At 58.0% G+C, this 11,348-nt stretch carries 14 protein-coding genes and 1 other RNA gene; 7 read left to right on the top strand and 8 right to left on the bottom strand.

Annotation, left to right across the window (positions count from 1 at the left end):
- Positions 1 to 21: 21 nt before the first annotated feature.
- Together pepP and A15D_RS16570 are read right to left on the bottom strand one after the other, a co-directional pair.
- The gene (gene pepP, locus A15D_RS16575; protein WP_199175975.1) at positions 22 to 1,338 is read right to left on the bottom strand and encodes a Xaa-Pro aminopeptidase; all 1,317 of its coding nucleotides are present in this window, start codon (positions 1,336 to 1,338) and stop codon (positions 22 to 24) included.
- A 33-nt stretch (positions 1,339 to 1,371) separates the two neighbouring features.
- Entirely contained in the window at positions 1,372 to 1,962 is a 591-nt protein-coding gene (locus tag A15D_RS16570; protein WP_102792833.1) for a UPF0149 family protein, read from the bottom strand.
- 236 nt (positions 1,963 to 2,198) lie between these two features.
- Between A15D_RS16570 and A15D_RS16565 the strand changes: the two genes are divergently transcribed.
- The 4 genes from A15D_RS16565 (at position 2,199) to A15D_RS16550 (ending at position 3,900) form a co-directional block, all read left to right on the top strand.
- Positions 2,199 to 2,411, top strand: a complete 213-nt coding sequence (locus A15D_RS16565) for a TIGR02449 family protein (protein WP_031226486.1) — start codon at positions 2,199 to 2,201, stop codon at positions 2,409 to 2,411.
- A 51-nt stretch (positions 2,412 to 2,462) separates the two neighbouring features.
- A complete protein-coding gene (locus A15D_RS16560) occupies positions 2,463 to 2,774 on the top strand; it encodes a cell division protein ZapA (protein WP_022985461.1) in 312 nt (103 codons plus the stop codon).
- A 334-nt stretch (positions 2,775 to 3,108) separates the two neighbouring features.
- Positions 3,109 to 3,293: non-coding RNA, 6S RNA (ssrS, locus tag A15D_RS16555), on the top strand.
- 25 nt (positions 3,294 to 3,318) lie between these two features.
- The gene (locus A15D_RS16550) at positions 3,319 to 3,900 is read left to right on the top strand and encodes a 5-formyltetrahydrofolate cyclo-ligase (protein WP_102792832.1); all 582 of its coding nucleotides are present in this window, start codon (positions 3,319 to 3,321) and stop codon (positions 3,898 to 3,900) included.
- On the opposite strand, the gene A15D_RS17280 is transcribed toward A15D_RS16550, so the two are convergent.
- Both A15D_RS17280 and ilvA read right to left on the bottom strand, forming a co-directional pair.
- Positions 3,881 to 4,030, bottom strand: coding sequence for a hypothetical protein (locus tag A15D_RS17280; protein WP_158245826.1), 150 nt, complete (start codon positions 4,028 to 4,030; stop codon positions 3,881 to 3,883). The two genes, A15D_RS16550 and A15D_RS17280, sit on opposite strands and share 20 nt — an antisense overlap.
- Before the next feature lie 309 nt (positions 4,031 to 4,339).
- On the bottom strand, positions 4,340 to 5,878 hold the full coding sequence (gene ilvA, locus A15D_RS16545; protein ID WP_255407685.1) for a threonine ammonia-lyase, biosynthetic: 1,539 nt from the start codon (positions 5,876 to 5,878) through the stop codon (positions 4,340 to 4,342).
- 212 nt (positions 5,879 to 6,090) lie between these two features.
- Here ilvA and rpiA point away from each other — a divergent pair, with 212 nt between their 5' ends.
- Positions 6,091 to 6,744: a ribose-5-phosphate isomerase RpiA gene (rpiA, locus tag A15D_RS16540; RefSeq protein ID WP_102792830.1), complete on the top strand. Its 654-nt coding sequence runs from the start codon at positions 6,091 to 6,093 to the stop codon at positions 6,742 to 6,744.
- Here rpiA and A15D_RS16535 read toward each other — a convergent pair whose 3' ends face one another.
- Together A15D_RS16535 and A15D_RS16530 are read right to left on the bottom strand one after the other, a co-directional pair.
- Entirely contained in the window at positions 6,745 to 7,032 is a 288-nt protein-coding gene (locus A15D_RS16535) for a hypothetical protein (protein WP_102792829.1), read from the bottom strand.
- A gap of 135 nt (positions 7,033 to 7,167) precedes the next feature.
- Complete coding sequence (locus A15D_RS16530; RefSeq protein WP_102792828.1) at positions 7,168 to 8,124, bottom strand: alpha/beta hydrolase; 957 nt, start codon at positions 8,122 to 8,124, stop codon at positions 7,168 to 7,170.
- An 84-nt stretch (positions 8,125 to 8,208) separates the two neighbouring features.
- Here A15D_RS16530 and A15D_RS16525 point away from each other — a divergent pair, with 84 nt between their 5' ends.
- Positions 8,209 to 8,850: a flavin reductase family protein gene (locus A15D_RS16525; protein WP_233192281.1), complete on the top strand. Its 642-nt coding sequence runs from the start codon at positions 8,209 to 8,211 to the stop codon at positions 8,848 to 8,850.
- A gap of 16 nt (positions 8,851 to 8,866) precedes the next feature.
- Here A15D_RS16525 and A15D_RS16520 read toward each other — a convergent pair whose 3' ends face one another.
- A complete protein-coding gene (locus tag A15D_RS16520; protein ID WP_146026908.1) occupies positions 8,867 to 9,205 on the bottom strand; it encodes a hypothetical protein in 339 nt (112 codons plus the stop codon).
- Between the two features lie 150 nt (positions 9,206 to 9,355).
- Between A15D_RS16520 and A15D_RS16515 the strand changes: the two genes are divergently transcribed.
- Complete coding sequence (locus A15D_RS16515) at positions 9,356 to 9,787, top strand: META domain-containing protein (RefSeq protein ID WP_199175974.1); 432 nt, start codon at positions 9,356 to 9,358, stop codon at positions 9,785 to 9,787.
- Between the two features lie 351 nt (positions 9,788 to 10,138).
- On the opposite strand, the gene fba is transcribed toward A15D_RS16515, so the two are convergent.
- Positions 10,139 to 11,203, bottom strand: coding sequence for a class II fructose-bisphosphate aldolase (gene fba, locus A15D_RS16510; RefSeq protein WP_022985472.1), 1,065 nt, complete (start codon positions 11,201 to 11,203; stop codon positions 10,139 to 10,141).
- Positions 11,204 to 11,348: the final 145 nt, after the last annotated feature.

Genomic DNA, 11,348 nt, shown 5'->3' with positions numbered 1-11,348 from the left:
TCAACTGTCCACTATCAACTGTCAACTGCTCTTCATCAGCTTCTCAATCTCCGCCACATCCTTCGGCACCTCGTGGGTCATCACTTCACACCCTTCTTTGGTCACCACCACATCGTCCTCGATGCGAATACCGATGCCACGCCACTGCTCATCGACACAGTCATCATCCGGTGCGATATACAGCCCCGGCTCCACCGTCAGGGCCATGCCCGGCTCCAGCTGACGCCATTGATCCTGAACCCGGTAATCACCCACATCGTGAACGTCCAGGCCCAACCAGTGGCCCGTGCGATGCATGAAGAAACGGCGGTAGCCCTCGGTTTCCACCAGCTCGTTGAACTCACCGTCAAGCAGCCCCAGATCCAGCAAACCCTGGGTCAGAATCTCCACCACTTTTTCGTGGGGCACATTCCAGTGATTGTCCGGATGGGTGGCCTTGATGGCGGCGTACTGACTGGCCAGCACCAACTCGTAGAGCGCCTGCTGGGGCTTGCTGAACGTACCGTTCACCGGGAAGGTACGGGTGATATCCGAGGCGTAGTTTTCCAACTCGCAACCGGCATCTACCAACACCAGATCCCCGTCTTTGAGCTTCTGGCTGTTATCGATGTAATGCAGGATGCAACCGTTGGCGCCACCACCGACAATACTCGGGTACGCGGGGCTGCGCGCACCATGACGCATAAACTCGTGGATATATTCCGCCTCGAGCTGATACTCCATCATCCCCGGGCGGACTTTTTCCATGGCACGGATATGGGCATGGGCAGAGATGCTTGCCGCCTTGCGCATCAACTTCACTTCCGCTGCAGACTTGAACAGACGCATGTCGTGCAGATGGTGCGCCAGGGCGACGAACTCGCCCGGCGGCTGGGCCCCGGAGCGAACCCGCTCGCGAATACTGTTGACCCAACCCATCAGGCGGCGGTCAAACTCCGCATCGTGGCCCAGGTCATAAAAAACCCGCTCCCGGCCCTCAATCAGGCCCGGCAGAATTTCATCGATATCGCCAACCGGAAAGGCATCGTCGGCATCATGATCCTTAACGGCCCCATCGGGGCCTGCCCGGTAACCGTTCCAGATCTCCATGGTGCGGTCGCGTTCACGACAGAACAGCACGTACTCGCCATGCTCACGGCCGGGCAACAGGACCAGCACCGCCTCGGGCTCCGCAAAGCCGGTGAGATACCAGAAATCACTGTTCTGTCGGTAGGGGTATTCCACATCCCGGTTACGGGTGCGCTCCGGGGCGGCAGGCAAAATGGCGATGCTGTTGGGCCCCATGACGCCCATCAGCTCCTGACGGCGGCGGGCGTATTCCTGACGGTTGATGCTCAAGACCACTCCTTGCAGTATCGGCTGGGCGTTAGGTCAGTGACGAGTCGGCGGCTTGCTGGCCGGCGCATCCGGCTTACCTTCCCGGCGCATGACCAGATCAGTGTAAATCATCAGGGCGGACATGCGGCAGTGTTCCGCCACTTGCTCGAACATATCTTCCTCTTCATCGCCATCGGCATCCGGCGTTTCCACCTGGCTGATGGCCGCCAGGTCAGACAGCGCTTCCTGGACACCCGGTGAGAGATCCTTGTCATGGGTATTGGCCGAGCCGGTGCCAAAGCCCACCAGAAAACCCTCGCACCACTGGGCGATCGCCGCCACCCGCAAGCCCAGATCATCCTCATCGGCAGGCAGCAACAGGTGAAGTGCCAAACCGGTGTCGGCAAAACCGTCAGCAAGACCATCGCGCATGGCCACGAGCATACCGGCAAGGGATGCCTCGAACTGCTGCCCCGGCTCGAAGTCAACGTGAGACGCCAGCACCCCAAGCAGCTCCTCATCGCGGCCGCCATGGCCGGTAGCCAACAGCCCTGCCGCCAGCCCCTGAAGTTCGCTGGGAGAATGGGCAATACCTGCCGCGGCCAGGGCCTGGGCCAGCACTTCAAAATCAATCTGGTTGGACATGAAACACCCCGTCTTGGATACCTGCGGCGAGAGCACCTTCCTGAGGAAGGCTGTGAGAAGTGTGCGCTAAGTGGCTACCACCATTCAATTTCATTGACCCCTGCCAACCTCACACCTATAGTTGAAACAGCCTGTCAACCGGGAGGGGGACGCCATTGCTGGCAAATCCCGGTAAGGTGCAGGGGACGCGGGGCCGAAACCGGCCCACACCTTAGGCGAACAGCGACCATTTTGCCATGACGACGGAACAACAACTAAGGCAACTGGAAACCCGCGTAGACGAGCTGCTGCGTATCAGCTCCCGATTGCGTCAGGAAAATCTGGCCCTGCATGAACGAGAGGCCAAACTGGTGGAAGAACGCGCCCAGTTGCTGAAAAAAAATGACGTGGCCCGCAACAAGGTCGAGGCCATCATCACGCGTCTGAAATCTCTGGAGCAGGATTCCTGAGCGTGGCATCCTGCCTGACACTGATCCACAGCCAATGCGGTGCTACCGGCCATGTCTAACGAAAACTCCCTGGTGATTCACTTGCTCGACAAGGAGTACCGTGTCGCCTGCCCGGCTGGTGAACAGGACAACCTGCTGTCTGCGGCCCGCTATCTGGATGAGCAACTCCGTGAAGTGCGCGACGCCAACGTGATTGGTCTGGAACGCATTGCCATCATGACCGCCCTGAACATGAGCCACGAACTGCTCAAGGCGCGTCAGGCCGCCTCCCAGGACTCCGAGAGCGAAGCCCGGGTGCAAGCCCTGCTCAGCCGCCTGGAAGACGAAATCCAGGCCTTCGAAGACGCCCGCCGCAAGCTGTAAAAGACGCTTCAGGCATCACGCGACACGCAACACGCCCATCGCTGACTTCGCCCGAACCTCAGAAGCGAGTAACGAGTTTCGAGTTGCGAAAACCTCACATCCTGCCCGCAGGTGTCGCCTTTCGAAACTCGCGACTCCTTTCTCGAAACCAATCCTTTGCCACCCTGCAACGCCATGTCGGAGATTGCCTGGCGGCAATTTCCAACCTACGCGGCTTCGTAGCGGAGGGTTCGGTTTTGAACTTAGCTATTAACTATTCACTATTAACTGTTAACTGCCTTTCTGCCCTGTCAAGACTGTCACCGCCCCGCACCACTGTTATAATGGCCTCGAGTGTTTCCTGGCTCGTACGCCAGAGGGCCATGTCCCTGAGCCGATAACGTAATACCCGGGGGCATATATTGCCTTGTCCGTGTGCATGTCCGCCTAATGAGCGGAAAGCCTGAGGGCAATGCTGCTGCCTCCACCTTGAACCATACGGTTCAAGGGTCAAGCCCGCAGCGGCGGACCGGGAAGCACCCTTTATTTCTGTTCGGTTGAGACCATGACCGCAACGCAACGACGCCAGCTTCGGCGCCAGTTCCGACAGCAACGCCGGGCCCTGACACCGGGTCAGCGCCGCCGGGCCAGCCAACGCATCGCACCGGCCCTGAACGCTGCCTTGGGTTATCGCCGCTGTCAGCATTTGGCACTCTACCTGCCCAATGATGGCGAACTGGACCTGCAACCCGCCCTGCGCCACCCACGCTTTCGTCATTGCTCCACTTACCTGCCCTTTGTGGATCCTCTGCGCCGTGGCCATCTACGCTTCCGGCTCTGGCAACCTCACCACCCCATGCGCCCCAATCAGTACGGCATCGCCGAACCCGCCCTGCTGCTGCGCGGACGCGCCCTGTGGGCACTGGACGTGATCCTGCTACCGGCAGTGGCATTTGATCAGGAGGGCTTTCGGCTGGGCATGGGAGGGGGCTACTACGACCGCACGCTGGCAGACATGGCAAGACGACCGCGACGACCCAGACTGGTGGCGGTGGGGTACGACTTTCAGCGAGTGGAAAAGGGGGTGATACCGCTGGCCCCGTGGGACCAGCCGGTGGATCTGACCGTTACTGCTGGCTGTGGCTGATGACAATGCCCGCACTGTCAGCGTATTGCTGATAGTCCGGCTCGTTGCCACCGTGGGTGAGGCTACTCACCAACACGCCCAGCCCGAATACGATTGCCAGTAGCACCAAGGCATCCGGCTTCTTCTTCATTGTTATTCCCCAAAATGGTACAGCAATATGAAAAAAGTGACCCAAAAGTATTAACAGGATTGTCACTTTAGTCTGATTGGCGAGCAGAAAATGCCAACCGGGTCAAAATTTGACCATTGCGAAATGTAAAGTCAAGCAGTTATGGCGCTCTGTTGACGCTTCTTAACAGAACTTACTCATAACTGATGCCCAATCTCTTCACTGATATGCAAGCATACGCGCAGAAGAGCCAGCCTGAAACGCCAGACGCCCCGCGAAAGCGGGGCGTCTGGCAGTGTGTGACCACCGACTATCGGTCGAGTTCACGAATCAATTCAAAAAGAGTCGGTAAGCCGGGTTATCGCTCTCTTCCACCATCGGGTAAGGCACTTTTTTCACATCCGCCAGGAACTGCCCCTGCTGCGCTTCGGCCACCTGGAAACCCACCAGCACCCGCCCATAGGCCGCACCGTGATTGCGGTAATGGAACAGGCTGATATTCCACTTGCCACCCAGGGATTGTAAAAACGCCATCAGCGCGCCCGGCCGCTCGGGGAATTCGACCCGGAACAGTCGCTCCTGGAGGTCTTGCCGCGGGGTATGGCCGCCCACCAGATGGCGGATATGCAGCTTGGCCATTTCGTTGCCACTCAGATCCACCACCGGATAACCTTTCTCGGTGAGTTCCTGCATCAGAGCCTGCAGCGCCTTGCCGCCGGGCTTGAGTTGGATACCCACAAAGATATTGGCATCGCGATCATCGCTGTAGCGATAGTTGAATTCGGTAATACCCCGGCGCCCCAGCGCCTGACAGAACGCCTTGAAGGCCCCGGGTTTCTCCGGAATCGTCACCGCCAGAATCGCTTCCCGCTGCTCGCCCAGCTCGGCGCGCTCGGAGACATGGCGCAGGCGATCAAAGTTCACGTTGGCGCCACTCTGAATCGCCACCAGGGTTTGGTTCTCGACCCCGTGTTTCGCCACCCAGTTTTTCAGGCCGGCCAGCGCCAGTGCGCCGGCAGGCTCACAGATCGCCCGCGTATCTTCGAAGGCATCCTTGATGGCCGCACAGATCTCATCGGTGGTGGCGGTGATCACTTCATCCACCGTGTCCTTGAGCACCCGATAGGTTTCCTTGCCGATCTGCCGCACCGCCACCCCATCGGCAAACAAGCCGACCTCCTTGAGCGTGACCCGGCGCTTCTTGTCCATGGCGGCTTTCAGGCAGGCCGCATCTTCTGGCTCCACCGCGATGATCTTGACGTCCGGGCGTACATATTTCACATAGGCGGCCACTCCGGCCGCCAAACCACCGCCGCCTACCGGAATAAAGATGGCATCCAGTTCCCGGCTTTGCTGACGGAGAATCTCCATGGCCACCGTGCCCTGCCCGGCGATCACATCCGGATCATCGTAGGGATGCACAAAGGTCAGGCCATCACGTGTCTCCAGCTTGCGGGCATGCGCCAGGGCTTCGTCAAAACTGTCACCGTGCAACACCGCCTTGCCACCATGATTGCGCACGGAATTGACCTTGATGTCCGGAGTGGTTCGCGGCATCACGATAGTCGCCTTGACCCCCATGGACGTTGCCGCCAGCGCCATGCCTTGGGCGTGATTACCCGCCGAGGCACAGATGACCCCACGATCGAGCTGCTCCTGGGTCAACTGACACAGCTTGTTGTAGGCGCCACGCAACTTGAAGGAGAACACCGGCTGCAAGTCTTCACGCTTGAGCAATACGCGGTTGCCAATACGTTTGGAAATCAACGGGGCTGCATGAATAGGGGTTTCCACCGCCACGTCATAGACGCGGGATTGCAGTATCCGTTTAACGTATTTGTCCAGCATGGAGGTTTCCGGCTTGCTCAGGGAAGGATGAAAGAAGCTCCCTAGTCTAGGGGCAGGCGTGGCGAATTGCGATAGTCCGGGGTCGAGTCCGCGCCCAGGCTGGCCTATAATTGGCGCTTTGTTGGGTTATCAGTAAAGCTGCGCCGGTCGGACGTCTGACGTCTGACCAGGTTGTTGAGCCCCCACACGTTCACGATGAGCACTGGCACTCATCAGCATGACAGGACAATCTCATGGATCAGGATACGCTGAAAAAGCAGGTGGCCGAGGCGGCCCTGAAATATGTTCCGGAAGGCGAATTCATCGGCGTCGGCACAGGCTCTACCGCCAATTTCTTTATCGACGGTCTGGCCTCCATGAAGGATCGCATCAAGGGTGCAGTCGCCAGCTCAGAAGCCACCGCGGAACGTCTCAAGGCCCATGGTATCGACGTTGTATCATTGAATGACGTGGACCGTCTGCCGGTCTATGTGGATGGTGCAGATGAAGTGAACCGCCACCGCGAAATGATCAAGGGCGGCGGCGGTGCACTCACGCGGGAAAAAATTGTTGCCGCCGTAGCCGACCGGTTCATTTGCATTGTCGATGGCAGCAAGCAGGTAAAACTGCTGGGGCGCTTCCCGTTACCGGTAGAAGTCATTCCCATGGCCCGCTCTCATGTTGCCCGCAAGCTTTTGGCGTTGGGGGGGCAACCGAAATACCGCGATGACTTTGTCACCGACAACGGCAACATCATCCTTGATGTGCACAATCTCGAGATTCTCAACCCCCTCGAGATGGAAGAAAAAATCAACAACATCGTCGGCGTGGTCACCAACGGCCTGTTTGCCAAACGTCCCGCCGATGTAGTGCTGGTCGGTGCCGACGGCCGCGTCAGCGAGTATTGATTACTCGCCACGCCCGGTTGATGCATCACGATCAAGGTTCTCCAGCATCTCATCACGACGCTGCTGAATGTTGTCCTGCAATTCACGTTCCCTGGATTCTGCGCGATCGCGATGGGCGTCGCGCTCCTCCTGCATCTGCTGCCGGGTTTGACGTCTTTGCTGCTCAATCGCGTAGCCAGAGTCACCGGTAGCGCGACTGTCTTGATGGTCCTGCACGCCACTAGCCAAAGCCACTTCACCAAGCAACAGGAGAATGACAACACTGAGGAGGCTTCTGCCATTACCCATACGATCTCTCCCTGCCATTGCCGCTCTGCTCAAAGCGATGAGACGGATCCGCCGTGCCACCGCCAGAGACCTGATCAGTCTTACCCCCAGACTCCTCCTGCCTCAGCTGAATCGCAAGTGACAAACCGTAAAATATCAGTCGCTATCCAAATGCTCGTCCAGTATCGAAAATATTTTCTCGCGAAACTCTTCCGCCTCGTTGGCAAGCTGATGGCGAGCCCCGGATAACATCGTAATCTGGGGATCTTCAAATTTTTGGCGGATCACATTCAGGTTGTACCGCCAGTCGACGGTCTCATCCAGATCTCCCTGAATGACGATGGGCGAGACCTTGATTCGTGAGGCCTTCTCGAATCCCGGAAGCCATTTTTTCAACGCACTCACCCAGATGGCAGAAACACGGCGAGCCTGCAGTGGATCGCGGTTTTCAAGAAAGTCGAGAAAATCCGGATCATTGGAATTGATGGTGAACACCCGCTTGATGCTTTTCGCAAAAGGGCTGATCAGGGTATGTAGCCAGCGACCGGTGCTCCATTTGAAGGGCCGCACCAGCGGCGCCAGCAGAATCACTTTTTCGAAGGGATTGTCATCACCATCGCCACGGCTGGTCAGGTAATCCATGATGATGGCACCACCGGTACTCTGGGCAATCACATGCCAGGGGTGAGGAAGATGATTCGCCGCCAGCGACAGACACTGCTCCAGCACATCCCGGTAGGTACGAAAGTCATCAATCACTGCACGCGCACCAGAGCTCAAACCATGACCCGGCAAATCATAGGCCAGCACCGCATAACCCAATTCGAGTACATGGCCGATGACATGTCGGTATAGCCCCACATGGTCGAAGTAACCATGGCACACCAGCACCGTACCGCGGGAATGTTTGGGACGCCAGGCATGCACTGAAAGCTGATGACCTGCCGCCTCGAAATAACCAAACCCGTGCTCCAGTTCCGGTAGATGGTCGGCAAAGTTCAGACCGTAGTAGGCAACGTATTGCCGGCTGGCATCATTGAGCGGGTCAAATCGCTCCCAGTTCAGGGGCTGCCAATCTTGCAGAATATGCTCACGATCAAAAGGGTTATCCATGGCCGGCCAGGCATCTCCACGGGTTGCTCACGGTCTGTACCGATAATACGGTGCGAAAACCAACAGAAAAAGTGACGTAATAGAATGGCTTCTACAATGCAGTTCGATGAGCAACATCTCAAGGGCATGGATCCACGGCAGCGGGTGAATCTGGTCAACAGCCTCTCCGGCTTCAAGAGCGCGAATCTGCTAGCCACCCGGTCCGCCACCGGGCAGGAAAACGTTTCCATTGTCAGCTCTTGCTTTCATCTTGGCGCGGATCCGGCATTGATGGGAATGATCATCCGCCCCCATTCCGTGGACCGTCACAGCCTGGAATACCTGCAGGAAACCGGCGTCTACACCCTCAATCAGGTGCACAAGGATATCATCGCCCAAGCCCACCAGACCTCCGCCCGCTACCCGCGCGAGGTGTCGGAATTCGCTGCCACCGGCCTGACACCAGAGTATCTGGCCGACTTTGCCGCCCCCTTCGTTTTGGAAGCGCACATCAAACTGGGCATGGCCGTGGCGGAAATTCAGGAATTGGCGATTAATGGAACCGTGCTGGTGATCGGAGAAATCCGGTTCGTCACCTTGCCGGCAGGCGTCATGGCAGACGACGGTTATGTGGACATTGAGGCCGCCGGTACAGTCGCGCTGTCCGGCCTCGACAGCTATCACCGCACACAGCGCGAAGGGCGCTGGCAATACGCCAAGCCCGACAAGGCTCCCGCGACCTTTTAAGGTCGCAATACTCCTCTCACCCCTGAGCGGTCAGGGCCAGCACAGCCCACCAGGCGGTGAGAGCCAGAATCGGCAGCGACAACAACAGCCCCCACCAAACCAAGCGGTTAGCCCATGGATTCAGGGTGCGGTAACGCAAGGCAAACCCCTGCGAAGCCGGGACTGGCAAGAGCAGGATGGCAAAGCCCCAAATCCAGAGCTTTTGCCCAAACGCCGTGATCATTAGAGTCAGCCAGCCCATCCACAGCAACCCGACACCCACCGCGGAAAGGATCGCCAACGGCACCACCAGCCAGGGGTGCTGGGTGTAATACTCCAGAAAGGTATTGAGCATGGCGTTTTCCTGAGGGTTCATGGCATGACCAGAGCATTGTGCCTTCTACCACGTTAGCGTCAACGGCTAGACACCCTTTCCTTGTCCTGAATCAAGACACCATCGAAACTAATCAGCAAAACGGCACACTAATCTTTTGACAGGATCATGGATCATCACAGGAGCCATCACATGACCCCACGACTTCCCCATATGCTGCTGGCCGTTTCCGCCACCGTACTGGCCGCTTGCAGCACCCCTTCCGGCACGTCAACAGAAGAGGCGACCATGCTTGAACATGAACAACTCGCCGGGGCCGCCTGGCAGGTACAGCAGTTGAATGGCCAGCCCGTCAGCAACGCCACCCTTACCCTGAATTTTCATGAGCCCGGCAAACTGGCTGGCAAGGCTGCCTGCAACAACTACATGGCGAGCTATGAGCAGCAGGCCTCTCAGTTCACCATTCAGACCGGCGGCATGACCATGAAAGCCTGCCCGCAACCACTGATGGATCTTGAGAGCCAATTTGTGGAAGCCCTGAAAGGCGTCGATAGCGCCACCATTGATGATCAGGGAACATTGTTGCTGAGTGGAGAGGGTGTAGAAATCAAGGCGACGCGGTAATAGGCCTGACGCCTGACGCCAAGAATGAAACCGCTGAGGGAACGTAGCGCAGCGGAGCAACGCACGGAGTGCGGCCCCGAAGGGGTGAGCGCAGCGAATAACTTGCCTGCAAGCAATCCTGGCAACCGCGGGGTAAAGATTTCCAAAACGCGTTATACGGAACTCGAAACGACTCCCTCGCTTAGACTCGAATCGCCTGCAGGCAAGCTCCTACAGCGGCTCCGAGCCAGCGCTTTCGAACCACAAAAAAGGCCGCACCCGATATTCGGGCGCAGCCTTTTTGTTTTCCGCTGGCAACCACCTCAACCGCGCTCTTGCCTGTTGCGTGAAGCGTGGTGCGTGCAGCGTCTCTTATTTGACCCGCGGATCCAGCTCGCCAGATTCATAACGCTGGAACATCTCTTCCAGGTTGATCGGCTTGATCTTGCTGGCGTTACCGGCAGTGCCAAACGCTTCGTAACGGGCGATACAGATATCGCGCATGGCAGTAACGGATTCCTTCAGGTATTTGCGCGGATCGAACTCGGCGGTGTTATTCGCCAGGAAACGACGAATCGCACCGGTAGAGGCCAGACGCAGGTCGGTGTCGATGTTGACCTTGCGCACACCGTACTTGATGCCTTCCTGAATCTCTTCTACCGGCACCCCGTAAGTTTCCGGAATTTCGCCACCGAATTCGTTGATCACCGCCAGCCAGTCCTGCGGCACAGAAGAGGAACCGTGCATTACCAGGTGGGTATCCGGAATACGCGCGTGGATCGCCTTGATCTGCTCGATGGCCAGAATGTCGCCGGTGGGCGGACGGGTGAACTTGTAAGCACCATGGCTGGTGCCGATGGCGATGGCCAGGGCATCCACCTTGGTCTTCTTCACGAAGTCAGCAGCTTCTTCCGGGTCAGTGAGCATCTGCTCGTGGGTCAGTTTGCCCGCCGCGCCGATGCCGTCTTCTTCACCGGCTTCGCCGGTTTCCAGGGAACCCAGACAACCCAGTTCGCCTTCCACAGACACGCCACAGGCGTGAGCCATTTCCACGGTACGACGGGTCACGTCCACGTTGTACTCGTAGTCGGTGGGGGTCTTGCCGTCTTCACCCAGGGAACCATCCATCATCACCGAGGAGAAACCCAGCTGGATAGAACGCTGGCACACCGCAGGGCTGGTGCCGTGATCCTGGTGCATCACCACCGGGATATGGGGGAATTCTTCTACCGCCGCCAGAATCAGGTGACGCAGGAAGGGGGCGCCGGCGTATTTACGCGCGCCGGCAGACGCCTGCACGATCACAGGGGAATCGGTCTTGTCCGCCGCTTCCATGATGGCGCGCATCTGTTCCAGGTTGTTTACGTTGAAAGCCGGAACGCCGTAACCAAACTCGGCGGCGTGATCCAGCAGCTGACGCATGCTTACAAGTGCCATTTTCGTTTCCCCTTCGTCTATTCCTGTGCAGGACGGCTACGCCCTGCCTTGAAAATCCGTTGGACGTCTGACGTCGGATGTCAGACGCCAAAACAACATCCGGTTTTGAATTGCTGCGTCAGACGTCCGACCTCAGACGTCCGAC

The sequence above is a fragment of the Alcanivorax sp. MD8A genome (genome assembly GCF_002888555.1).
In the GTDB taxonomy this organism is placed as follows: Bacteria; Pseudomonadota; Gammaproteobacteria; order Pseudomonadales; family Alcanivoracaceae; genus Alcanivorax.
Note: the sequence above shows the minus strand (reverse complement) of the source record. Positions and strands in the feature narration are given on the sequence as shown.

Bases quoted from the DNA above. Each gene is read 5' to 3' on its own strand.
- A15D_RS16570 (WP_102792833.1), bottom strand. From the start codon at position 1,962: ATGTCCAACCAGATTGATTTTGAAGTGCTGGCCCAGGCCCTGGCCGCG.
- A15D_RS16565 (WP_031226486.1), top strand. From the start codon at position 2,199: ATGACGACGGAACAACAACTAAGGCAACTGGAAACCCGCGTAGACGAG.
- A15D_RS16560 (WP_022985461.1), top strand. From the start codon at position 2,463: ATGTCTAACGAAAACTCCCTGGTGATTCACTTGCTCGACAAGGAGTAC.
- A15D_RS16550 (WP_102792832.1), top strand. From the start codon at position 3,319: ATGACCGCAACGCAACGACGCCAGCTTCGGCGCCAGTTCCGACAGCAA.
- A15D_RS17280 (WP_158245826.1), bottom strand. From the start codon at position 4,030: ATGAAGAAGAAGCCGGATGCCTTGGTGCTACTGGCAATCGTATTCGGG.
- rpiA (WP_102792830.1), top strand. From the start codon at position 6,091: ATGGATCAGGATACGCTGAAAAAGCAGGTGGCCGAGGCGGCCCTGAAA.
- A15D_RS16535 (WP_102792829.1), bottom strand. From the start codon at position 7,032: ATGGGTAATGGCAGAAGCCTCCTCAGTGTTGTCATTCTCCTGTTGCTT.
- A15D_RS16530 (WP_102792828.1), bottom strand. From the start codon at position 8,124: ATGGATAACCCTTTTGATCGTGAGCATATTCTGCAAGATTGGCAGCCC.
- A15D_RS16525 (WP_233192281.1), top strand. From the start codon at position 8,209: ATGGCTTCTACAATGCAGTTCGATGAGCAACATCTCAAGGGCATGGAT.
- A15D_RS16520 (WP_146026908.1), bottom strand. From the start codon at position 9,205: ATGAACCCTCAGGAAAACGCCATGCTCAATACCTTTCTGGAGTATTAC.
- A15D_RS16515 (WP_199175974.1), top strand. From the start codon at position 9,356: ATGACCCCACGACTTCCCCATATGCTGCTGGCCGTTTCCGCCACCGTA.
- fba (WP_022985472.1), bottom strand. From the start codon at position 11,203: ATGGCACTTGTAAGCATGCGTCAGCTGCTGGATCACGCCGCCGAGTTT.